General features: G+C 63.6%; 23 protein-coding genes and 1 pseudogene. 17 read left to right on the top strand and 7 right to left on the bottom strand.

The genetic code is table 11. The features are described 5' to 3' along the window. Positions 1-20: 20 nt before the first annotated feature. The 4 genes from ACIPUB_RS10205 to zapE form a co-directional block, all read right to left on the bottom strand. On the bottom strand, positions 21-488 hold the full coding sequence (locus ACIPUB_RS10205) for an NfeD family protein (RefSeq protein ID WP_264271288.1): 468 nt from the start codon (positions 486-488) through the stop codon (positions 21-23). A gap of 157 nt (positions 489-645) precedes the next feature. Then, positions 646-1,506 (bottom strand): methyltransferase domain-containing protein, encoded by an 861-nt coding sequence (locus tag ACIPUB_RS10200; RefSeq protein ID WP_407607272.1) that lies wholly within the window; start codon positions 1,504-1,506, stop codon positions 646-648. A gap of 180 nt (positions 1,507-1,686) precedes the next feature. Then, on the bottom strand, positions 1,687-2,352 hold the full coding sequence (locus ACIPUB_RS10195; RefSeq protein ID WP_407607271.1) for a peptide deformylase: 666 nt from the start codon (positions 2,350-2,352) through the stop codon (positions 1,687-1,689). Beyond that, entirely contained in the window at positions 2,349-3,557 is a 1,209-nt protein-coding gene (zapE, locus tag ACIPUB_RS10190; protein WP_407607270.1) for a cell division protein ZapE, read from the bottom strand. The genes ACIPUB_RS10195 and zapE overlap by 4 nt, the downstream gene beginning before the upstream one ends. Positions 3,558-4,123: 566 nt before the next feature. On the opposite strand from zapE, the gene ACIPUB_RS10185 reads away from it, so the two are divergent. Beyond that, positions 4,124-4,600 (top strand): TnsA-like heteromeric transposase endonuclease subunit, encoded by a 477-nt coding sequence (locus ACIPUB_RS10185; RefSeq protein ID WP_407607269.1) that lies wholly within the window; start codon positions 4,124-4,126, stop codon positions 4,598-4,600. Here the strand turns inward: ACIPUB_RS10185 and ACIPUB_RS10180 are convergent. Then, positions 4,597-5,250: a hypothetical protein gene (locus ACIPUB_RS10180; protein ID WP_407607268.1), complete on the bottom strand. Its 654-nt coding sequence runs from the start codon at positions 5,248-5,250 to the stop codon at positions 4,597-4,599. The genes ACIPUB_RS10185 and ACIPUB_RS10180 overlap by 4 nt on opposite strands. 272 nt (positions 5,251-5,522) lie before the next feature. Here ACIPUB_RS10180 and ACIPUB_RS10175 point away from each other — a divergent pair, with 272 nt between their 5' ends. Next, positions 5,523-6,014 carry a hypothetical protein gene (locus tag ACIPUB_RS10175; protein WP_407607267.1) on the top strand — a complete coding sequence of 164 codons (492 nt, stop codon included), beginning with the start codon at positions 5,523-5,525 and terminating at the stop codon, positions 6,012-6,014. A gap of 181 nt (positions 6,015-6,195) precedes the next feature. Here the strand turns inward: ACIPUB_RS10175 and ACIPUB_RS10170 are convergent. Further along, positions 6,196-6,792, bottom strand: a pseudogene (locus tag ACIPUB_RS10170) (GNAT family N-acetyltransferase). Between the two features lie 132 nt (positions 6,793-6,924). Between ACIPUB_RS10170 and ACIPUB_RS10165 the strand changes: the two are divergent. From ACIPUB_RS10165 to ACIPUB_RS10145, 5 genes are all read left to right on the top strand, one after another. Next, positions 6,925-7,467 carry a GNAT family N-acetyltransferase gene (locus tag ACIPUB_RS10165; protein ID WP_407607266.1) on the top strand — a complete coding sequence of 181 codons (543 nt, stop codon included), beginning with the start codon at positions 6,925-6,927 and terminating at the stop codon, positions 7,465-7,467. Positions 7,468-7,652: 185 nt separating this feature from the next. Beyond that, entirely contained in the window at positions 7,653-8,252 is a 600-nt protein-coding gene (locus ACIPUB_RS10160; protein ID WP_407607265.1) for a class I SAM-dependent methyltransferase, read from the top strand. A 221-nt stretch (positions 8,253-8,473) separates the two neighbouring features. Continuing rightward, a complete protein-coding gene (locus ACIPUB_RS10155; RefSeq protein ID WP_407607264.1) occupies positions 8,474-9,007 on the top strand; it encodes an iron chaperone in 534 nt (177 codons plus the stop codon). Positions 9,008-9,152: 145 nt separating this feature from the next. Continuing rightward, entirely contained in the window at positions 9,153-10,298 is a 1,146-nt protein-coding gene (locus ACIPUB_RS10150) for a glycosyltransferase family 4 protein (protein WP_407607263.1), read from the top strand. Between the two features lie 374 nt (positions 10,299-10,672). Next, positions 10,673-11,470, top strand: a complete 798-nt coding sequence (locus tag ACIPUB_RS10145) for an SGNH/GDSL hydrolase family protein (protein WP_407607262.1) — start codon at positions 10,673-10,675, stop codon at positions 11,468-11,470. A 133-nt stretch (positions 11,471-11,603) separates the two neighbouring features. Here the strand turns inward: ACIPUB_RS10145 and ACIPUB_RS10140 are convergent, their stop codons facing one another. Next, positions 11,604-12,242 carry a GNAT family N-acetyltransferase gene (locus ACIPUB_RS10140; protein WP_407607261.1) on the bottom strand — a complete coding sequence of 213 codons (639 nt, stop codon included), beginning with the start codon at positions 12,240-12,242 and terminating at the stop codon, positions 11,604-11,606. A gap of 506 nt (positions 12,243-12,748) precedes the next feature. On the opposite strand from ACIPUB_RS10140, the gene ACIPUB_RS10135 reads away from it, so the two are divergent. The 10 genes from ACIPUB_RS10135 to ACIPUB_RS10090 all read left to right on the top strand — a co-directional run bounded on the left by ACIPUB_RS10135 (position 12,749) and on the right by ACIPUB_RS10090 (position 21,318). Then, positions 12,749-13,378, top strand: coding sequence for a biotin transporter BioY (locus ACIPUB_RS10135; RefSeq protein WP_310287418.1), 630 nt, complete (start codon positions 12,749-12,751; stop codon positions 13,376-13,378). Then, on the top strand, positions 13,375-14,463 hold the full coding sequence (locus ACIPUB_RS10130) for a class I adenylate-forming enzyme family protein (RefSeq protein ID WP_407607260.1): 1,089 nt from the start codon (positions 13,375-13,377) through the stop codon (positions 14,461-14,463). The genes ACIPUB_RS10135 and ACIPUB_RS10130 overlap by 4 nt, the downstream gene beginning before the upstream one ends. Next, a complete protein-coding gene (locus ACIPUB_RS10125) occupies positions 14,450-15,574 on the top strand; it encodes a thiolase family protein (RefSeq protein ID WP_407607259.1) in 1,125 nt (374 codons plus the stop codon). The genes ACIPUB_RS10130 and ACIPUB_RS10125 overlap by 14 nt, the downstream gene beginning before the upstream one ends. After that, the gene (locus ACIPUB_RS10120; protein WP_407607258.1) at positions 15,571-16,263 is read left to right on the top strand and encodes an energy-coupling factor ABC transporter ATP-binding protein; all 693 of its coding nucleotides are present in this window, start codon (positions 15,571-15,573) and stop codon (positions 16,261-16,263) included. The genes ACIPUB_RS10125 and ACIPUB_RS10120 overlap by 4 nt, the downstream gene beginning before the upstream one ends. Then, entirely contained in the window at positions 16,257-16,868 is a 612-nt protein-coding gene (locus ACIPUB_RS10115) for an energy-coupling factor transporter transmembrane component T (RefSeq protein ID WP_407607257.1), read from the top strand. Before ACIPUB_RS10120 ends, ACIPUB_RS10115 begins: the two co-directional genes overlap by 7 nt. Next, positions 16,865-17,191: a CHY zinc finger protein gene (locus ACIPUB_RS10110; protein WP_407607256.1), complete on the top strand. Its 327-nt coding sequence runs from the start codon at positions 16,865-16,867 to the stop codon at positions 17,189-17,191. Before ACIPUB_RS10115 ends, ACIPUB_RS10110 begins: the two co-directional genes overlap by 4 nt. A 197-nt stretch (positions 17,192-17,388) precedes the next feature. Further along, a complete protein-coding gene (locus tag ACIPUB_RS10105; RefSeq protein ID WP_407607255.1) occupies positions 17,389-17,946 on the top strand; it encodes a dihydrofolate reductase family protein in 558 nt (185 codons plus the stop codon). Positions 17,947-18,128: 182 nt separating this feature from the next. Beyond that, a complete protein-coding gene (locus ACIPUB_RS10100; RefSeq protein WP_407607254.1) occupies positions 18,129-20,531 on the top strand; it encodes a hypothetical protein in 2,403 nt (800 codons plus the stop codon). A 67-nt stretch (positions 20,532-20,598) separates the two neighbouring features. Beyond that, positions 20,599-20,982, top strand: a complete 384-nt coding sequence (locus ACIPUB_RS10095; protein ID WP_407607253.1) for a DUF3054 domain-containing protein — start codon at positions 20,599-20,601, stop codon at positions 20,980-20,982. A 57-nt stretch (positions 20,983-21,039) separates the two neighbouring features. After that, positions 21,040-21,318 (top strand): Lrp/AsnC family transcriptional regulator, encoded by a 279-nt coding sequence (locus ACIPUB_RS10090; protein ID WP_264271748.1) that lies wholly within the window; start codon positions 21,040-21,042, stop codon positions 21,316-21,318. Positions 21,319-21,483 lie beyond the last annotated feature (165 nt).

Genomic DNA, 21,483 nt, shown 5'->3' with positions numbered 1-21,483 from the left:
AAAAAACTTTCCTTAGGTCCTTAGTCCAGGCCCGGCAGTTGCTTCCGAAGCGTGATGTAGGCCGTTGCCCCATCGATGCGGACCACCGAACCGTAGGTTCCGGGCTGCAGGGCAACCTCGTCCTCGGTGCGTGCAGACCAGGTTTCCCCACCGATCTTGGCCCGTCCGTTCATCCTGGAAGTGGGCTCCAGGACCAGGGCATCTTCGCCAATCAGTCGATCCACATTGGTTCGCAGGGCTTCGGGATCCTTGCGCAGATGTCGCAGCGCGATGGGGCGGACCAGCATGATCATGAGCAGGGAAAGGACGGAGAAGACCACGACCTGCAACCAGAATTCGCCGCCAGCCAGGGCGACTCCCACACCACCAAGCGCTCCAACGCCCAGCATTATGAAGTACAAGTCAAGGGAAATCATTTCGATGATGGCCAGCAAGAGGAAGAGCGCGAGCCAGACCACCCAAGCGTTGTCTATAAGCCACACATACATATTTACCCCTCAAGTCCGGATGCGTTGGATACACACCAACCTCGTACACCATCTTGCCCGATCGGCATGCCAAATCGAATCAGCACAAGGGAGGATGTTCAACCTACGCAACCTCATCATTGCGATGATCGGCGGCACCTCTGCAGAGGTCGGCGGGCTATTGGTTCTTGCGGAATTCCTGGATGCGGAATGCCGCGGTGATGAGCATGGCGTTTCCTGCATCAGCCAACCGCCCGCGTAGTTCCTCGGGGACCAGATGATGACCGGCCGGTCCCATCATGGCCAGCTCGAAAGCTGCGGCCGAATCCAACACCAACGGTATCCGGACCTCCTCGGTTGCATTGAGCGTGAATCCGTCGCCCATGGAAGCCACGACGCCGGCCGCCTTGTCCGGTGCGATTGCAAGTAGCCCGAGAAGTTCCGCACCCTCCGCCAGGTGGCCGGGGAGCGGGGTTACGACCAGTGCCGTTCCCCCCGGGCGCAATACCCGGGCAAATTCCTTGCCGTTGTGTGGGGAGAAGATGTTCAGCAGCACGTCGAACGACTCGTCCTCCAAGGGAAGTTCGCGCCACAGGTCCCACACGAGCGCCAGGGTGTTGGGCACCTTCGCTGCCCGCCGCATTGCATAGCGGGAAATATCCAACGCAACGGCGCTGGCGGAGGAGAACCCAGGAAGCGCTTGAAGCACCTGCCTCAGGTAGTATCCGGTCCCTGCGCCCGCGTCCAGGATCCGCGGTTCCTCGTATCCGCGCAGGGCCTTGCGGGCTCGGAGCCCCAGGGCTTCTGCCAGCGACTCGTAGTGACCGGCATCAAGGAAGGATGCCCGGGCAGCAACCATCTGCGCCCCGTCTTCCTTGAAGTTCGTTCCCTTGCCGGCCAGCAGGTTGAAATAGCCTTGCTTCGCGGCGTCAAATGCGTGTCCGGCGTCGCAGCCGAGCCGGTCGGGCCTCCCGGGTTGCTGCTGCAGACGCATCCCCTGTCGGCAAACGGGACAGCGAAGACCCTCGTCCGGATTCATGAGCTGCTCCAATGGTGTCAATTCTGGGGGTGGTGATTAGCTGCGACCGGCTCGTTGAACGGTCTTGCGGCGTGGCCTTCTGACCACTGTAGTAGGCGCGGGCGCGCCGCCCGTCCTTCATGGCCGACAAGGATCCGGGGTTGTGCCCTGTGCCGGGGGCGTGACGGCGTTGGGCCGTCCCTAGAATCCGAGCCCGCTCCTGGCCTCTGCAATACCCGGGTTGGCCCAGCGTGGATATTCGTGGTTGGCGCACAACGACCGGGTCACGGCCTTGTCGATGTACACGGTGCCGTCGAGGTGGTCGGTCTCATGCTGGAATATTCTCGCCTGCCACCCGGAGAATTTCCGTTCATGGGTGGTGCCTTCTGCGTCCTGGTACGTGGTGTCGATGTCGGCGGGTCGTTCCACCACACCCTGGTATCCGTTGAATGACAGGCAGCCCTCGTAGAAGCTGGCCGTGCGGTCGCCGACGGGCCAATAACGGGGATTGATGGTCTCGAGGTACTCCAGCGGCTCACGTTCCCGGGCGTGGGCGACCTCCGGAACGGATTCGTAAAGGTCCTGCAGAACGGCGATGCGCAGGGGGATGCCCAGCTGCGGGGCTGCGAGTCCGACTCCCGGGGCATCGAGCATGACCGCGCGCATGGTGTCCAGGAAGGCCCGCAGCAGACCGGGTTCCAGCTGGTCGGTGAAGTCCGCCGCGGCCATCCGCAGCACCGGATGCCCCAGCTGCACGATGGGTGGAAGAACACCCGCATCGTGAAGACGGACCAGTTCCTCGACCCCGGCCCGGATGGCTTCGGTGGACCATGGGGAGGGTCTTGTCGATTCGCCGTTTGGATTCATGAGTGCACGCCTTCCAGCGAAGTGGTGATGCCCAATGCCTGTCCGCTGCCCGTGTCCAGGGCATTGATGCGGCTGCGTAGCCGGGCCGCCTCGAGTTCGGGCAGGTGGTTGAAGGAGTCAGTGAAGCCATCTTCCACGAACATGTCTAGGCGGACTTGGTGGTCGTAGAGGACGTCAATGACGTTGGCCAGCCGGCGCAACCCATAGGGCGTCATCCGCCCGGTGCCCGGCACGCCGGAAATGATCCAGTGATCGTGGTCGCGTACCAACTTCAGGTAGTCCACGGTGGAGGTCAGGGCTTCACAGAGATCTGGGAAGCCAAACCATATCTGCCGCCCGTCAATGCGCATCGCACGGATTTCATGGCTTGTCGGCGTAAGCCGCACCGTGTCGCCGGCGTCGGGTGCGGTCAACCCCAGGCGCTCGAGGTCACCGGAGTCGGGGGAGCGCAGCAGTGTTCCCATGCTGAATCCGGATCGCTGTGCCCCCTGTCGATCGATCACCCTGTAGTCGCGTTGCGCATCGAGTTCGTGCACCGTCATATGCTCGCGGATGGTCGTTATCGTCGGCAGAACCAGGTGGTGGTAGTACTCATCCGAGAGGAGTTCCTCCGGCGGGTAGTTCGACGTGGTGATCAACAGGATGCCCCGGTCAATAATGTATTTGACGGTGCGTGCCAACAACATGGCATCGCCGGGATCGTTGCAGTGGAATTCGTCGAAGCACAGGACCTCCACACCGCCGAGCATGGTCTCAATGGACCGTTCAATGGCGCTGGTGCGTGCCTCCACGCGGTCGGCGCGTCCGCGCGTTTCCCCGAGTGAGTCGGGCTCATCGATCTGCTCAAGTGCATCCGTGGTGGCCTTGTGGGCTGTTGCATGGAGGTCACGGAAGAAATCGTGGAAATGTACACGCAGCTTGCGCTCGGTCGGCAGGGCATCGAAGACCGCTCCAAGCAACCAGGTCTTGCCGCGCCCCGGAGGTCCCCAGAGATAGACATGGTTCTTCCCGGGGGATCGGCGCAGGGGAGAGAGATGAGCTGCGGCATTGCCGGACAGCAGGTCGATGGTTTCGTTCTGCTTGGCATCGAGTTCCAGGTGTTCGCAAGTCGCACGAATTTCGACGGATCGCTTTATGGCGTGCCGGACGTGACGGGATGCGCCGCGCAGGATGGAACCCTGAACGGGCGACTTTGGGTGTGGCATACCATCGAGTTTCCCTGAATAACTATGCAAGTACCAAAACATGGCACCAGGTAGTTATGTCAAGTGTTTATTATTTGGCCAGGACGCCGACGGGAGAATGGCCGATCGGGATAAACCCGCGCATATCCCCACGGTACTCGGGACGTTTTCACCAATCCCCGGACGCCTGCGGCCCGGCGCCCCCGGTCCGGCGCTCGGGCCCGGGTCGTGCGACCGGTCACCGGGCCGTACCGCGCGCCAAACCGACACATGGGGACGCGCTAAACAGTCATTGGACGATGTGAGCGAAATGTTGGAATTCATCACTTCCCCAGGTGTATCCAGATCGCCGATAATCTACATTATGTCAACTAACGTTTTGACAGCCCTTCTCGTGCCAGTGCAACTCAAAGCAGTCGTGTCCTGCCTCATTACAAGTGAGGCATTTGGGCGTTTAGCTTCTACACTTGCTGCCATGGGACGCGCGCTGCTGGCGCCGACGTTGAAGCCGGGCCCAAGTATCCTGCCGGCTCCCCGATCTTCAGGGAGCAATTTTCCTCCGCCACCACCAGCGACCTTCTGGCGCGTTGCTGGGCAACCGACTTGAGAATTCGCCACCGGTCCGCCGCGTTGCTACGTATAAGGGACAACGAAATTTCTCCGGACTCTGGTGGTGCCCCTCCACCAACCGATATGTCGGTTTCGAGTCCTGGCTGGAACGCGACCACCTGATACGCCTGGATTTCGATCCCACCGTCACGGGCATTGCCTCCCAGCCCTTCAGGATCAAGTTTCCAAAGCCACTCCCCCAAATCTGGCACGTTCCCGACTACTTTGTTCGCCGGGTTGACGGCACCAGTGTCGTGGTCGATGTCCGGCCCGACGCCAAGGTCAAGACCGTGGACCAGCTCGCTTTCGATGCCACCGCGGAATTATGCGCGACAGCGGGGTGGGACTGCCGCCGCCTTGAGATTTGCCCGGATTTATTCCGAATTCGGAAGGGAGATTCTGTCTCCACCAAGGAACGCTCTATGGGTCGGTCACTATTGAGATGGCCGAGTTAGGTAGCCCTGCCTTTACCGCGGAACCATGCTAGACGTCGTGGGCGGCGTTGCGGGATCGCTGCGGCCTGAAAAACCTCTCGACCTGAAAGTTCGAAAGCGCGCCCGAAAAGCACGGACTCCGTGCTGGGGACTCCTGGGTCTCGAGGAAGAACGCCGGTGGATGCCCACAACGATTCACGCAACCACTGGCCGAATCCATGGACCCGGAAGTTGCCAACCATGTTCGGGTCCTCCGCTCCGTGTTCTATGACAATTACCAGGCGCTGAAGGCTGCTTAGTTCGTCCTGAATTTGGTTCCACTCGGCGCTCTCGTCAGGGTACTCAATATCCGTGTCCTCTTCCGACTCTTCCAAGGACAATTCAGCCACTTGAAGCTCTTCAGCAGTTGCCCGCTCTTTAAGTAAACGAGGATCATGGATGGTGTAAGCGCCGACCACATACCGCCGATCAACGAATTCGTCCGCCAGGGATTCTTGGTTCGTCTCGAAATCGAATGATGTCGCTCCGAATCCTTGAAGCAGTGCGATGGCGTCGGAAACCGTAGGGCAACTCGGGACTTTGAAGTGACGTTGCGCCTGATCAAGCAGAATTTTGTATTCACTCATGATCTTTTCATCTAACACCATGAATCCGGGTGTCAGGATTTTCAACGAATCATGTTGCAAGTTGAAGTCCCCGATTGCGCCACGTGTCCGAGGGAGTCGCTTTGCTGCGTCCGCAAAGGAAAAGGCTCAGCGGGACTCGGTTTCGGGGGTCTTCCCATTCCTCCGGCGCGAGCGGATGTAGGCGGCGTCCCGCTGATTGCTGCCTTGTGTATCTATACGATTTCGGGATTTCAGGGCGTGCCTAGTTCCAGTGTGCTTCCGCGCGCGTGACACATACATGTCAGAGGTGGTTTTCAGATGCGCCATAAGCTGTACCCATGGCTACTCTTCCCGCCCAGAAAATCGGCACGCTACTCTTCCCCCTGCTCGGCTTAGCCGTGCTGGCAGGAGCTATATTGGGGTCGCTCGCTTTGTTACCTTTGCTGCCTTCCAGCGAATTTAGAGAAAGGGAAAACTGGCGCTGGACCAACGTCCCACTAATGCTTTTTTGGGCTGCGGTTTGTGGTGCTGTCATTTCGATTCCTCCCGCAATCGGCGCGGCGGTGGCCGTGGCCATCCAGGGAAAGAAGCACGTTCCGACCTCGGGAAACCGTCAAGCGCTTGTCGCTGCCCTGGGCGCCGCGGCAGGAGCGATGGTCCCGATTCTGGCCTACTTTTTCCTCTTCGAACGAACCGCAGCTGAAGGACTCTTGAACGTTCTGATCTTCGCACCGATCTTCATCTTGGTATGCTCCTGTTTAGCCTGGGCGGCTTTTAAAGGCATGCTGTCCATCCTCAATAAGAGACAAAAGCAGCCCGCAGGATCTTAACCCAGACCTAAGCGTCGGCCGTTGGGGTCATTGCAGAGAACGGCAAGAATCGTGCACTAAGGCATCCTTAAGGCGCGTACCGAGTACGGGTAAAGCTTGTTGATGGAAAATATTTCAATAGGTGTCCGCAGGGGGACACTCTGCGAGACACTCTTCATTGCCAACCTGGCGCTGAGGGCGACTAACTCTGGTAGGCGTTAAGCCTTTCGCCAAGCCCGAATTTCACGGTTGGCCATTCGGCTTCGACGATGGAGAAAACCACGGTGTCACGGACGGTGCCGTTCTCGAAGATCGTGTGATTGCGAAGAATGCCGTCTTGTTTGGCACCGAGTCGTTCGATTGCGCGCCGGGACTGGTGATTGTGCCAATGCGCCCGGAACTCCACTGCAATGCACCCCAAATCCTCGAACGCTCGCTGGAGCAACAGCATCTTGGCTGCGGCGTTGATGCCCGTACCCTGTGCTTACGATCCGATCCAGGTTGACCCGATTTCAAGACGACGATTGGCCGGTTCGAGGTTCAAATACGTGGTCATTCCCACCGCACGGGAAGTCCGTGGATCGATGATGGCCCAGGGAACGATCCGACCCTCGGTGTGCAAGGCAATCCGGCGTTTGATTCCCTTTTTCATAGTCGCAGGTGAGGGGATATGCGTGTACCACGTCCGCCAAAGCTCATCGGTATCAACGGCTGCGACGAGATCGTCATGGTGTGTCTCGGAAAGCGATTCGAGTCGAACGAACGGGCTTTCAAGCAGAGCTACGTCGGTAAAATCCACGTCCTGAGTCTAGCGTGACCCAACGTCCATTTGCCGAGCAATGCCCCATGCCGTCCGGAAGTGCACATACCTCTTCCCGTTTGGGGAACCTTGATTCGGGACAGGTTCCGTCCATGCAGTTAGAGTCGGAGCATGTCCATCGTCTTTGTTCCAATGACACCAGCCGACACCGAAGATCTCATCGGCTTCCTGACCTCAAATCGTTTCCCGTTCCATGTTCAGGCCGCACCCCAGGCCACGGACATACGGACGAAGATTGAGAATGGCCATTTCTGGAACGAAGACACCCAAGGTTATTGGGTCATGAGGGACGAACATCGTATCGGTATGGCTGTTCTGGAGGATTTGCAAGAAGACGATTCTCCGCTCTTCGACCTGCGCCTAGAGGAAGCCCAACGCGGCAAAGGCGTGGGAGTCGAAGTGCTGCGTGCCCTCTGCGACTTGGTTTTCGAGTCGAGGCCGAACATGCTTCGCTTCGAGGGACAAACGCGAGAAGACAACATCGCCATGCGCAAGACCTTCCTCCGCGCAGGCTTCCTCAAGGAAGCGCACTACCGATTGGGATGGCCAACCAAAGACGGCGGACACGTCGCCTCCATTGCCTACTCGATCCTGCGCCAAGACTGGAAAAACGGCACCGTGACCTATTTCGAATGGGAAGACCTCAAGATCTAGAATTCCGTCCCGCTTAGCGGAACGCTTAGCGTCCCGCTAAGCGTTCCGCTTACGGGGTCCCCTGTCGGGCTTGGTTCTATTTCCTTTTTCTGTTCCTCTGCTAACTATTCGGGACGCTCCTGTCGGGACGCCGCTTGAGGATGTCGCGCCAACGGTCGTGCTAGCGAGTCTCTAGGCTTACGTACATGACTGACTCCCAAGTTCAGCAGGCCTACGCCGCACGCGCATCCGAGTACACGACCATCCTTGGGGCAATCGATGACATGCATGAGCCGGATCGGAACCGCATAGAGCATTGGGCTCAGCAGATTGGCGGCCGTATCATCGACGCCGGATGCGGTCCAGGACATTGGACTGATTTTCTGCATAAACGGGGTGCAGACATCTCAGGCATTGACCTCGTGCCCGCATTCATAGAAAGCGCCCGTCTTCGCTTCCCCGATGTGCCATTCCAAGTCTCCTCGCTGCGCGCCTTCGACGAAGCCGATGGAAGCCTGAATGGATTGCTCGCCTGGTATTCACTGATTCACCTGCCCCCAGCGGACTTGCCGCCCGTTCTCTGCGAGTTCGCGCGCGTTCTTTCGCCTCAAGGGCACCTGCTCGTGGGCTTTTTCGATGGCGAGCCCGCAGAACCGCTCGACCATGCTGTTGCCCCGGCGTACCACTGGTCGGTCGATCAGATGAGTAGCCTGCTGCATGACGCCGGGTTCGAAGTGATCGATACAGAAACACGCCAGGATCTAGGTAACCGGCCCCACGCGGCAATCTCCGCGTTTGCCCGGTAAGCATGCGGTTTGCGCGACGCGGGAACCGCATCGCACCGGCCGATCAAGCGCCACTCGTGGCCCACACCGCCGTTCACGGCCCCTCGGGCGCCCGGAGGCGGTGAAAGCGGGCCTCGAGCCCACCGGGGCAGCGCCACCGAGATAATAGTTGACGCAGTCAGAGTTGTCTGGTGGGGATTCCCTCCGGTAGCCACTGTCGGGGTAGGAGGCTTTGGATTTCAGTGGCTGGACGAGCCGGAGAACATCGAAACTCTGACCAAGAACGTCGCTGCCGTGCCCCCTCCGATCGGCGAGCCGGTTTGTCGGCCATTTTCCTGCCTACCCTGCGCCACAGTTCTGAAGAACAGGTGTCCGAGCGAAGCGGAACGGTGGCCGGCGATACACTCGTGCTTATGGGTGAAAAAGCGAAGACCGTCGACGAGTATCTCAATGCACTCGACCCCGCATACCGGGCAGAACTCGAGCGGCTCCGCGCGCTCGTTACACAGCTCGTGCCGGACACCGAGGAGACCATAAGTTACGGAATGCCGACCCTCAAATACAGGAACCGGGCACTCGTGTACTTCACCGCATCCAAAAAACATATGAGCTTCTACCCCTCTTCATGGGCGATCGAGGAGCTGAAGGACCAGCTCAAGGACTACAAGACCACCGAACACTCGATCCAGTTCACGCTGGAAAAGACCCTGCCCAGCCGCCTGGTCGCAGATCTTGTTCGCGTACACGTGCGCGAAATTGACTCCAACAGGCAATAGGGCGCTGGCGTCCTGCGCCAACAGACCGCGTGGCAAGCCCCAGAAGTGAGCCAGTGAAGCTTTGCACGCAGCCGTTAACCCACTCTTCATCGTCGTGTTCCTGAAGCTGCGCCCTGGGGCAACCTTCTGCGGCCATGGTTGAGGCGTGAAGGTTGCCATAGTTGCTGAATCGTTCTTTCCCGAGATGAACGGGGTCACCCATTCGCTGCTGAAAGTCTTGCAGCATCTGGATGCGCGCGGGGACCAGGTCTTGGTCATCGCCCCGTCGACGTTGGAGAATGCTCCTCCTACGATGGAAGGTGCAACCGTCAGGCGGCTGCCCGCCGTCCCCCTGGCCGGTTACCGAAACATCCGGGTTGCCATCGGTGGGGTGGTTCGGGTGAAGACGCTGTTGGCTGAGTTCAATCCCGACGTTGTCCACCTGGCATCACCCTTTGTCCTGGGCTGGCGTGCCGTCCGGGCCGCAGCGGCTCTGGGCATTCCCTCGGTAGCCATCTACCAAACCGACGTTCCCGGATACGCGGCCCGATACGGCATGCCATTTCTGGAGAATTGGGCTTGGCAGAGGGTGAAGCGGATCCACGTGGCAGCGACGAAAACACTCGTTCCCTCGACCGACTCACTGAAAAAACTGCAGGGCCACGGCATCCCGAGGTTGGAGTTGTGGCGCCGTGGTGTGGACACCGTACGCTTCCATCCTGATAAGCGCAGCCCGGGGTTCCGTGACACGGTAGCTCCCGCGGGGCAGAAAATCATTGGCTACGTGGGGCGCCTGGCCCTCGAAAAGCAGGTGGAGGATCTGGCTGTCCTGGCCGGTATCCCCGACACCAGGCTGGTCATCGTCGGCGATGGACCGCAGCGGGAAACGCTCGAATCTCTTCTTCCGGACGCATATTTCACGGGTTTCCTTGGCGGTGAGGAGCTGGCGGCCGCCATGGCCTCCTTTGACCTGTTCGTGCATCCGGGCGAACTCGAAACGTTTTGCCAGACTATCCAAGAGGCCATGGCATCGGGAGTCCCAGTCGTGGCCACCGGGCGCGGCGGCCCCGTGGATCTCGTGGATTCCTCACGTACGGGATGGCTCTACGCACCGGGAAATCTGGCCCAGTTGCGTGAATACGCGATGGATCTCATCGGCGACGACGCCAAACGTGCGGCCTTTGCGGCCTCTGCTTTCCAGCAAGTCCAAGGCCGCAGCTGGCAGGTTGTGTGTGAGCAACTGATGGATCTCTACACTCAGGCCATTGAAGAGCACCCTCGGATTCCGGCAGCCTCGAGAGGAAGCCGATGACCCATTCGGTTACCGGCGTGGTCAACCCTGGCCCAACGCTTGCGCTCCCGCTGGCACAAATGCGCCAGGAGACTATTGGTTTCCACACGGCTGCAGCTCCGATGGCCTGGTTGGCCAATTGCTCGGGCCACTCGCACTCCCCCTCCCCCCGGCCCGGTGTTTCCAAGCCGCTCCAAGGTGGGCACGACGGCGGGCGGCCCCGTTTTGCGACCGATCTTGCGGAGCTGGCCGAAGCCAAGTCGCAGGTCCCACGCGTTGGGACGCCACAGTCGGAAGCGACTCGCGATCCGAATTTCTCGTTGCCGGTGAGCGCGGACGCGGCCCTCCTGCTGCCCCTTGCCTCGAAATCGAGACGGGCAGCCGTTTAATTTCTCATGATTGATCGTGGACCGGGCCGCTATGTGGCCGTGGGAGATTCCTTCACGGAGGGAGTCGGGGATGGCAGCAAGCGGCGACCCAATGGCGTCCGGGGATGGGCCGACAGGCTAGCCGAGGCTCTCGCCAGCGACAGTCCAGGCTGGGAATATGCGAATCTCGCCATCCGCAGCAAGAGGCTTCGGCACATCATCGCGGAACAGCTGGAGCCCGCCATCGCCATGGAACCAACGCTCATCACGCTGTATGCCGGTGGCAACGACGTCATGGACCTGGGGACGAAGATCGCCGACATCTTGGCCGAGTACGAATTCCTGGTCAGTCAGCTGGCGCAGACGGGCGCAACGCTGGTGCTCTTTACCGGTTACGACGTGGAGGTCTCGCCCATTCTGGGGCCCTTGCGCCGCAAGAATCACGCCTACAACGACGGCGTCCGGCTCATCGCCGCAAAGTACGGCGCCGTATTGGTGGATTACGCCGCCTTCAACGCCTATGCGGATTCCCGCATGTGGGGGCCCGATCGGTTACACATGTCCAAGGCCGGGCACAAATACATGGCAGCGAGGGTACTGGATGTCCTTGAGGTGCCGCACGGCATCACGCACCGGGAAAAGCGGAAGGCACCGCGCGGCGTGCGGCAGCGGGCACGGGAACACCGGACGTGGGTCACCGAGTGGGTACTACCCATGTTCGGGCGAAAGCTACGGGGCACTACGCTGGGCGATACCCTGAGCCCCCGTTGGCCCCATCCTGTGCGGGTGCCACCGAAGAAGGGACTGAAGAAACTGACCCGATAGGGCCGTGCCGGGACGGCGAATCGTTGCCGCTGGTGCCCTACTTGCGTCCCGATCCAGTGGTGCCGGGTTTCCTTGACAGGGTCCTGCCCGTCGCGGCTCGGTTGCGCTCAGGTAAAGTTCCGCGCGGCGCCGCTCAGTCCCGGGGAAGGCCACCTTTATCCCGGGCCGTGAAATCCCAAGCCGAGCGGAGTATCCCCATGACGACGATGTCCTCATACTTTCCGCGAACCCAGGCGTGCTGGCGCTGACGACCCTCGACCACGAATCCGGCCTTCTCATACGCTCGGATCGCGCCGAGGTTGGACTCGATCACCTGCAGGTGGACACGGCGCAAGTTGCAGCGCACGAAGGCAAACTCAACGATCTGTGAGATCGCTGCGGTTCCGATGCCGTTGCCGCGAGCTTCGGGGACCAACGCGATACCGACTTCCGCGTGGCGGGCGAGCATGTCGAAATCAAAGAGCGAAACACTGCCGACGGCGGCACCGTCCACATCGATCACGAAACTCACGTCCTTGCCTGAATCATCGGCATCGCTCTGCGCAAGCCGGCTTCTGAAGGCTTCCCCAGTCAGCGGCGCAGGCGATGCCGCGCTCCGCTCCTCCCAGGTGGCTAGATCGTCGGCAATTCGGAACAAGACGTCAAAGTCGTCTTCGGAACGGGAACGAAGCCTGACGGCTCGCGGGCTGGACATGCTCAGGATCCTATCAATCAACGCCAGCAGCCCGACAGCAATGGCGACGCTTTGGCCAGTGCTGGATGCCTTGGGCATCCCGGTGCGAAGTCGTGAACACGTGGAAGGTCGGGAATGATGAAAGCGACCCGGGCGGTTACCGCCGGTGTTGGGCGACAACCGGATCCGGATGTCGGGGTCTGCCTGAGCGGCATCACGTCACTATCGTTGCGACTCCAGTACCACGTGATCGATAGCAATTGCCCCCCGCTCCTTCGCAATGACCTCCGACGGGCAGGAGGGTTACTCCCCCGCCCCAGCCGCCAACGAGCACTGTCTTCACGAGGGCAAGGGTCCCCTCTCTTGTGGCGAAGCCAGACAAACTGCATTTATTGCGGATCCATGCGGCACTATCGAGATCCGTGCCTGGCATCCCGGCGCGAGGGGTGTCGGATGGCCCTAGGCCACCAACGGCGGGCACGACACCGCGGATGGCGGTTTCACGAAATGTGACTTCGAGTGCTTTGGCTTTGGCGACGGCATCACTATAGTGAACACTGTTCAATTGAACGACGTTCAAGCATGAAGCGCGTAAGGAAACTCCCATGACCAATCCTTCTCCCCTCTCGATACGAGGCGGCGCCCGGCAGCTTGACGCCACCGGCCTTGCGCGGGTCGCCGTCTTCGCGGCGCTTGTCGCCGTACTGGGCCTGCCGGGTGGCTTCTCCATCGCCGGCGGAGTCCCGATCACCGTCCAAACCCTCGGGGTGATGCTCGCCGGCGCCATTCTCGGGCCGCAGCTTGGCGCCCTCTCGATGGCAGTGCTGCTGGCACTGGTCGCGATCGGCATGCCCTTGCTTGCCGGCGGCCGTGGCGGCATCGGCGTGTTCTTCGGCCCATCGGCTGGCTACCTCATCGGCTGGATCGTCGGCTCGTTCGTCATCGGCCTGATCGTGCATGCGGGCGGGCGCAAGCCGGTGCTGTGGCGAACGATCCTCGGCATGCTCGCAGGCGGGATCCTGGTGATCTATGCCGTGGGGATCCCCGTGCAGAGCATGGTGACGCGCCTGCCCCTGGGCGAGACCGCCATGCTGAGCCTCGCATTCATCCCGGGTGACCTCGTGAAAGCCGTGGCCGCGACGGCCATCGTCATGACCCTGGTCCGGGCCTACCCGCGCGCCTTCCACCGCGTATGGGCCTCCCAGGCGGCACCGGTTCCGGAAAAAGTCCAGTGATTGTCCCGGTGAGCGGTGCCGGGCCGGGGCTACTCGAGCGCCTCCACGGGATCCGTGAGGCAGGGGATGTCCCGCTCGTCGGCGATGCCAGATGGCCGAAGGCGCAGTGGGACGCCACCGTCGCGGCAGCTGCCGCGGCGGAGCTCCCCGACGGGACCGCTTGGGCGACGCTCACCTCCGGCAGCAGCGGCGCCCCGCGGATCGTGCTGCGCAGTGCCGAGTCGTGGTCGGACTCCTTCGCCGCCGTCAGCGGGTTCCTGGACGCAGGCAGTGGCGACACCGTGGCGCTGCCCGCCCCGCCCGCTTCCTCGCTCACCCTTTTCTCGCTCGCGCACTCGCTTTCCGGCGGACCTCGCCCGGTGCTGCGTCCGACACCCGAGGCCGACGCCCTGCACGGCACCCCGCAGGCGCTCCGGGCGGTCCTCGACGCGGGCTCGCACCCGCGGCTGCGCGCGGCATTGATCGGCGGTTCCCATCTGGACCCGGCGCTCCGCCGGCGGGCGGAAGCGGCAGGCATCCGCGTGAGCGCATACTACGGTGCGGCCGAGCTGTCCTTCGTGGCCTGCGACGAAGGCGAGGGCCTGCGCCCGTTCCCCGGCGTCGAGCTGGAGATCCGCGACGGGGAACTGTGGGTGCGCTCCCCCTACGTCGCCTCCGGATATGCCGGTGCCCCCGGCCCGCTGCGCCGCGACGGCGCGTGGGCGACAGTCGGCGACCGTGCAGCATTGGACGATGGCCGCCTGCGCCTGCTGGGCCGCGCCGACGAAGCAATCCTCAGTGCCTCCGCGACAATCGTGCCCGAAGAGGTCGAGGCCGTGCTGCGCTCGATTCCCGGCGTCCGCGACGCGATCGTGTTCGGCCTGCCGCGCGAGCCCGTCGGAGCCCTGGTTTCCGCGTTGCTGGAGCTCGAGGGCGATGCACCCGTTGATGTCCGTCCGCATGCCGCGGCCCAGCTGGCCCCGGCGCACCGGCCACGCCGCTGGTTCGCCGGCCAGATCCCTCGCACCGCGTCGGGAAAGCCCGCGCGTGCCGAAGCCGTTCGCCAGGTACTGGCCGGGGAGGTGCAGTCCCTTGTCATCCGCTAGCGATCCAGTCATCTTCGCCGCCCGGCGCACCCCGATCGGCACCCGCGGCCGTGCCCTGGCGCACTTGCGCGTCGAGGAGCTCGCGGCGCCCGTCATCCGGGCGGCCCTGGAAGACGCCGAAGCGGCGCACGGCTCGCCGATCACCGTGGCCGATGTGATCCTCGGGAACTGCATGGGCCCGGGCGGGAACCCCGGCCGCATCTCCGCACTGGCGGCAGGACTCGGCCACGGGGTCCCCGGCGCAACCGTGGACCGGCAGTGCGGCAGCGGCCTCGCGGCCGTCCTCGATGCCGCTGCCGCTATCCGCGCAGGTGACCGCCGGATACGCATCGCCGGCGGCGTGGAGAGCGCTTCCACCGCACCCGTGCGCTCGGTGGACGGCATCGCCTACGGCCGTGCGCCATTTACGCCCGCCGGCTTCGAAGACCCGGAGATGACCCGGGCCGCCGAGGACCTCGCCGAGCACGACGGCATCCCCCGCGCCCGGCAGGACGCCCACGCCGCGCGCAGCCACGCCCGAGCCCGCGCGGCGGTTTCCGCCGGCCGCTTCGATGCCGAGCTGGTGCCGCTGTCCGGGCTCCACTACGACGACGCGATCGGCGGGGCGGAGCGACTGCTCCCCCGGTTGCCCGCACTCTTCCCCGGCGGCACGCTCACCGCGGGCACCGCCACGCGCATCGGGGACGGCGCCGCCGCACTGGTGCTGGGACCGGCGGGTTGCGCACCCGGGCTCGCGATCCGCGCCTCCGCCGTTTTCGGTTGCGATCCGGCGCTTCCCGGCATCGGGGCCGCCGGCGCCATCGAGGACGCCCTGCACTCGGCGGGATGGGCACTGGCCGATATCCATGCGCTGGAAATCGTCGAGGCGTTCGCCGCACAGTCCCTGGCCGTGCTGGACCGGATCGGGGTCGCGGACGATGACCCGCGCCTCTGCGCCGATGGCGGCGCGCTGGCACTCGGCCACCCCTGGGGTGCCAGCGGCGCGATCGCCGTGGTGCGCCTCTTCAGCCGCCTGGTGCGCGCCGGGGCGCCGGCGGGAACCCGCGGGGTCGCCGCGGCATCGATTGGCGGCGGCATGGGCATCGCCGCAGTGCTGGAGGTGGTTCGATGAGCACCGCGGGAATCCACCTCAGGGACGTCGGGATGCGCCTGGGCGACGTTGACGTGCTGCAGGACGTTTCCCTCGATCTGAACGCACGCACCGTGGCGGTCATCGGGGAGAACGGCTCGGGCAAGTCCTCGTTCGCCAGGCTGATCGGCGGCCTGGCCACCAGGACCTCGGGCGAGCTGAGCATCCTGGGGATCGACCCGAGTCGCCGGGCCGCCGAGCTGCGCCGGCGCATCGCCGTCGTGTTCAGCAACCCCGACGCGCAGATCATCATGCCCACCGTCGGCGAGGACGTCGCCTTCTCGCTGCGCGCCGACAAGCTCCGCCCTGCAGAGCTTGGGCAAAGGGTGGCCACGGCCATGGAACGGTTCGGCCTCACGCATTTGGCCGAACGGCCCTCCCACGATCTCTCGGGCGGGCAGAAGCAGCTGCTCGCGCTGTGCGGCGCTTTCGTGCGCAACCCGGAGCTGGTGATCGCCGACGAGCCGACCGCCTACCTGGACGCACGCAACGCCCGACGGGTCGCCGACCACCTGTTCGAGGACGTGGGACACCGCCTGGTGCTCGTCACCCACGACCTCGCGCTGGCCGCGCGTTGCGACCAGGCGGTGATGTTCGCCGGCGGACGCATGGTCGGCGTCGGCGAACCCGACGCGATCATCGCCAGGTACGAGGCCGTGCTGCGGTGCTGACGCTCTACAAGCCGGGCACCGGCTGGCTGCACCGCATGCCCGCCGGCCCAAAGCTGCTGCTGGTGCTGGCGGTCGTGCTCGGAGTCTCGCTGCTGCCCTCACACTGGTCTTCGGCGGCGATCGCCGCGGCGGTGGCCCTCGGGGGCTACATGGTGGCTGGCCTGGGGCCCGGATGGTCCGGGATCCTGGAACTCGGCCGCCAGGTCCATGCGATCCGCTGGGTCATCGCGATCACCGCGCTCAGCCAGCTGGTGTTCCTGGGACCGGAGCCCGCCGTCGCCAACGTCGCCCGCCTCACCGCCGCGATCGCGCTCGCCGCCCTGCTGGCACTCACCACCCGGGTGACAGCGCTGCTGGATGCCATCGAGCGCGGGTTGCACCCTTTGGAACGACTGGGCCTGGACGCGCAGCGGATCGCGCTGCTGCTCACGGTGACCATCAGCACCATCCCGGTGCTGGGCCGCCGGGCGGGCGAGGTGCGCGATGCACAGCGGGCGCGCGGTGCCCGGAACAACCCGCGCACCTTCGTCGTCCCCTTTCTCATCGTGGCGCTCAAGCACGCGGACGAGCTCGGCGATGCGCTCACCGCGCGGGGTGTGCGATGAGCCTGGAGAGGCCGAACGTGCTCGGTCCCGTCGTCGATGGCCAGACGCGCTGCGTCCACTATCGAACCGAGCTCGACGTGATCGCGATCCAGTTCGCGTGCTGCCGAGAGTTCTACCCATGCCACCTGTGCCACGCGGCGGCGGCCGACCATCATGCGGCGCAGTGGCCGGTGGATTCCCGCGACGAGCCGGCCGTGCTCTGCGGCGTCTGCGGCCACCTGTTGGCGATCACCGAGTATCTCCATGTCGATTCCTGCACGCGTTGCGCAGCGGCGTTCAACCCGGGATGCAAGCTGCACACGGAGCTGTACTTCCAGGATTGATGCGGTGCTGCAGGATCTGCTGCCCCATTTTTCGGGTGCCGGGCCAGTGCGCGCACTGCAGCGGGCCGCTGCCGTGCGATCAACCCCCCGCGCCTGACGACTGTCCGCGCCCAGGGGGTTCCGTTGCCCGTGCCGGACTGCGAGCCTTGTTTCATCGCGCTTGCACAGCGCACATTTCAAGAGGAGGGGCGCTCCGCATGCGTCGAATCATCAATTCAACCTATGTCTCGCTCGACGGGGTCATCACCAACCCGCAGCATTGGCCGTCCCTGCCGGATCCGGGCGATGAAAAGGCGACAATCCAGCAGGAGCTCATCGAACAGTGCGACGCGGTGCTGCTGGGGAAGGACACCTACCTGGGTTTTGCCGGGGTGTGGCAGGGGCACTCGGGGGACGCGTTCACCGATCGCATCAACACCATGCAGAAGTACGTCGTCTCCACCACGCTTCGGGAAGCCACGTGGGACAACACCGCCATCATCGCAAAAGACGTCGCCGCCGGCATTGCGCGCATCAAGGTCCAACCGGGCAAGGACATCTTGACCTATGGTTTCGGACGCCTCGCCGGAACGCTCATGGAGCATGGGCTGTTGGATGAGATCCGGCTGTGGATCCACCCGTTCTTCCTGGGCAACGCCCCCGAGGCAGGTCTTTTGATCCACCATACGGACGCGGCCCGGTTGCGGCTGAGCGGTTCAAGGACCATGGCCAACGGCACCGTCATCCATTCCTACGCCGTGGAGAACGGTCCATAGCATCGGTGCCAACCGCCGGGATTCACGCAGAACTCCCACGCCCGCCCATCACCAATGTGCCGGATCACCGGATCGTCGATGTGAGATGCGACATGATCCGGCGCGCTCAACAGGAAATCCCCCATGTCCGGCTGTTAGTCTCAAGGCCGTCCGAGCCATTTACGACCACCGGAAGACCGACAGTGCACCACGACCCCCAGAGTGATCCGCACCGCCTGACCCGACGCGGACTGCTGTCCCTGGCGGTATTGGCAGCCGGAGGGGTCGCACTCTCTCCCCTGCGCTCCCCCGCCGAGGACCCTGTGGCCGTCCCGAAGCCGCAAACTCCCGCTCCGACCGCAAAGCCGACGCCCAAGCCGACACCCACGGCAAAGCCCGGCCCACCGCCGTGGCGCCACCGCGATCCCATGTTGACGACTCCGCTGAAACGGGCGGCCAACACCCGCGGCGCCATTTCGAGCTTCAAGGGGGCCTTCCCGGCAATGAACGTCAAGGCCGTGGTGCCCCTGCCCGGGCTGACCTCGGCACCGGTCCCCTGGCTTGCCGTGTCAATCGTCGGACCGGTCAACCAACTGCAGATCGTCAACCCCGATGCGGGGGCACCGGTGCACGTGGTGTCCATCCCCGGCAGCCACAACGGCGGGATCGAATCCCTGGTCTGGGACCGGACAAGCAAGACCCTTTATCTGAGCACCAGCGGCAGCCTACTGTCCTGGAGCCCAACCAGCCCCAAGCAGGTTCGCCGGGTCGCGGTGGTTCCCGGGGCGACGGTGCTCTACGAGTTGCGCCTGGATTCGGTCGGAAACGTGTGGGGAGGCACCTATCCAAACGGTGCAACCTTTACCTACACCGCGGCGACAAAGAGGATCCGGGCCCACTCCCGCGTCGCGGCCGACACCGATTACGTCAGGCGCGTGGCCATTGGCCCCGACGACCAGGTCTGGGTCGGGACAGGTTCCCGCAACCCGCGGCTCTTCACCTTCCCCGCAAGCCACCCCGGGCGCCGCACCGAGGTCCAACTGCCCGACCCGATGCACAACGGCTTCATCTCCTCCATCGACGTGATCGGAAACCGCGTCGTGGTCACGGCCAGCGACATCACTGCCCAGTTGCTGCTGGACCCCGCCAGCAAGAAGTGGACGGGCAAGGTCGATCGGGTCTGGGGCGCCCGCCGCGCCTCGGCGGAAGTCAAGGGCAGCGGGCAGAAATCGGCCCAGGGCGGCGGGCGCATCTTCAACATCTCCAAGGGAATTCTCTACGCGACGGACACCGCGACGTGGCGGGACACCAAGCTCGGCCCGGTAGGCACCAGTGCACCCCTGGCACTGCACGCCACCTCCAAGGCGGTGCTCGTGGCGAGCCAGATCCCCACGGGCCTGCGCCTCGAAACCTTTAACCTCGCCACCGGCAAGATCGACAAGGTGCGCACGGTTTCGCTCACCGACGGGGAATTCACGATCCAGTCGCTCATGGGGCACTCCGATGGAAAGGTGTATGTGGGCGGCTACATGGGTGACGGGCTGGCCGCGGTCAATCCCGACACCGGCGCACGCTGGCACTCCCCCGACGACGAAGACCTCGTCAACCAGATTGAGGCCATGATCGAATTCGATGCCACGCGCAGCTACATCGGCTCCTACGGCTCGGCGGACATCATCAGCATGGACAGCCGGATGAAGGACAAGCCCGGGGGCTACGTGCGGCTGGAACGGTTGAGCCGCAAATACCACCAGTCCCGTCCGTTCGGCTGGGCCGTGAACTCCCGCAACGTGTTCTTCGGCACCGTGCCGGACTACGGGCGGGCCGGCGGCGTGCTGGGAATGATCGAACCCCGCACCAACAAGATCAGTTGGGTGCTCAACGGCGGCGGGGCCGGATTCGTCCGTGCCCACTCCATCATCGGCCTTGCAGCCGATGAGCGCCATGTCTACGGGACCTCGTCGGTGCGCAACGGCTACGGCATCCCGGACACCAAGGGACCGGCCAAGGTCTTCAAGTTGGAGATCGCCACGAAAAAGAAGGTCTGGGAAACTTCACCAGTCGCTTCTTCCGGTGCCCTCTATGCGCCCAAGCTCATCGCCGGCTGGCTGGTGGTGGCCGACGTCGAGGGCATCAACATCATCGATCCCGCCAACGGCAAACTCGTCCGGCGCCACCGCCTCACCCCCACACGCAACGCCGCCCACCGCCCCGGATGGGCCAACGCCGACATCGCCCAGGTGGGCGACGGCTCCAAGCTCGTGCACAGCGCCACGGGCACCACCACTGTCGTGGATTTCCGCGCCGGCACCAAGGCGGTCATCGGGACCCCGAAGGGCAAGCAGCGCTTCGGCCCCCGACTGGCAGCCACTCCCTCGGGCAGGGTCTTTGGCTCCACCGAGAAGACCGTGCTGGTCGAACTCGACCTGCTCCCCCGCCCCGCAACGCCCACGACCAAGCCCGCGCCACCGAGGCCCTCGAAGGCACGACCACCGAAACCGGCACCAAGGCCGACGCCGTCGAAAGCACCGAAGCCCTCGTCAACCTCGACACCGACCAGGGCACGGCAACCAAGTCCAACGCCCACACCCTCACCCTCACCGTAGGACGCTTCCGATCGGTCACACTCCCCTTGGGGGCACAACTATGTACTACGCCACGTAGAATAAAAGCATGACCTCTCGTAAGACCTGGATCGCGTATTTCGCGATCGATGTGGTCCTTGTCCTGATCTTCGCGTTGAGCGGGCGGGGCTCCCACCAACATTCATTGACCATTCTGGGCGTGATCCAAACCGCCGCGCCTTTCCTGCTGGCGCTGGCCGCACTGACGCTGCTCTCACGCCCCTGGACCAACCACTCGCGGATCTGGCCCACCGGCATCCTCGTATGGCTCGGCACCGTCGCCTTGGGGCTATCCCTGCGCGTGCTGTTTGGCGCCACCGCCGCGGTGCCGTTCATCATTGTCGCAACGATTGTGCTCGGAGTGTTCCTGGTGGGACGCAGGGTGGCCACAAACCTTATAGCGCGCCGCCGCGTGCGCACGCCAACATCCTGAACTAGGCTCAAATCAAGTTCAGAAAACCACCGCCCATAACCATCTGGAGGTACCCACGTGGTCACTGCATTCGTCATGATCCAAACCGCTTCTGACAGCATTCCCGAGTGCGCCGAAAAGATTTCGGACATCGAAGGCATCTCCGAGGTCTACTCGGTCGCCGGCGACTGGGATCTCATCGCCATCGCCCGGGTCCGCCACCACGAGGAGCTGGCCGAAGTCATCGCCAACAAACTATCCAAGGTTCCAGGCATCACCGGGACCCAAACACATATTGCGTTCCGGGCATATTCAAGCCATGACCTGGATGCTGCGTTCTCCCTCGGTCTCGAATAGCCACACTGCCGGTCCCCAGCGCATCAAAAGTGGCGGGGGGGGCCCCCGGGGGGGCCCGGGGGCCCCGCCCCCCCCGGCCCCCGCGGGTGGCAACACCCCCAGGGCGCCGCGTTCCCCCGGTTTGTCACGGGCGGCCACTTTCTCGGCTGCTGGGGTGCCTACTTC

Source organism: Paeniglutamicibacter sp. ORCA_105 (assembly GCF_045798545.1).
GTDB classification, from domain to species: domain Bacteria; phylum Actinomycetota; class Actinomycetes; order Actinomycetales; family Micrococcaceae; genus Paeniglutamicibacter; species Paeniglutamicibacter sulfureus.
Note: the sequence above shows the minus strand (reverse complement) of the source record. Positions and strands in the feature narration are given on the sequence as shown.

What these genes read in the sequence shown, in the direction of transcription:
- ACIPUB_RS10135 (WP_310287418.1), top strand. Translation starts at nt 12,749, where the DNA reads ATGACCAATCCTTCTCCCCTCTCGATACGAGGCGGCGCCCGGCAGCTT.
- ACIPUB_RS10200 (WP_407607272.1), bottom strand. Translation starts at nt 1,506, where the DNA reads ATGAATCCGGACGAGGGTCTTCGCTGTCCCGTTTGCCGACAGGGGATG.
- zapE (WP_407607270.1), bottom strand. Translation starts at nt 3,557, where the DNA reads ATGCCACACCCAAAGTCGCCCGTTCAGGGTTCCATCCTGCGCGGCGCA.
- ACIPUB_RS10110 (WP_407607256.1), top strand. Translation starts at nt 16,865, where the DNA reads ATGAGCCTGGAGAGGCCGAACGTGCTCGGTCCCGTCGTCGATGGCCAG.
- ACIPUB_RS10095 (WP_407607253.1), top strand. Translation starts at nt 20,599, where the DNA reads ATGACCTCTCGTAAGACCTGGATCGCGTATTTCGCGATCGATGTGGTC.
- ACIPUB_RS10120 (WP_407607258.1), top strand. Translation starts at nt 15,571, where the DNA reads ATGAGCACCGCGGGAATCCACCTCAGGGACGTCGGGATGCGCCTGGGC.
- ACIPUB_RS10195 (WP_407607271.1), bottom strand. Translation starts at nt 2,352, where the DNA reads ATGAATCCAAACGGCGAATCGACAAGACCCTCCCCATGGTCCACCGAA.
- ACIPUB_RS10145 (WP_407607262.1), top strand. Translation starts at nt 10,673, where the DNA reads ATGATTGATCGTGGACCGGGCCGCTATGTGGCCGTGGGAGATTCCTTC.
- ACIPUB_RS10105 (WP_407607255.1), top strand. Translation starts at nt 17,389, where the DNA reads ATGCGTCGAATCATCAATTCAACCTATGTCTCGCTCGACGGGGTCATC.
- ACIPUB_RS10175 (WP_407607267.1), top strand. Translation starts at nt 5,523, where the DNA reads ATGGCTACTCTTCCCGCCCAGAAAATCGGCACGCTACTCTTCCCCCTG.
- ACIPUB_RS10140 (WP_407607261.1), bottom strand. Translation starts at nt 12,242, where the DNA reads ATGCCCAAGGCATCCAGCACTGGCCAAAGCGTCGCCATTGCTGTCGGG.
- ACIPUB_RS10165 (WP_407607266.1), top strand. Translation starts at nt 6,925, where the DNA reads ATGTCCATCGTCTTTGTTCCAATGACACCAGCCGACACCGAAGATCTC.
- ACIPUB_RS10160 (WP_407607265.1), top strand. Translation starts at nt 7,653, where the DNA reads ATGACTGACTCCCAAGTTCAGCAGGCCTACGCCGCACGCGCATCCGAG.
- ACIPUB_RS10205 (WP_264271288.1), bottom strand. Translation starts at nt 488, where the DNA reads ATGTATGTGTGGCTTATAGACAACGCTTGGGTGGTCTGGCTCGCGCTC.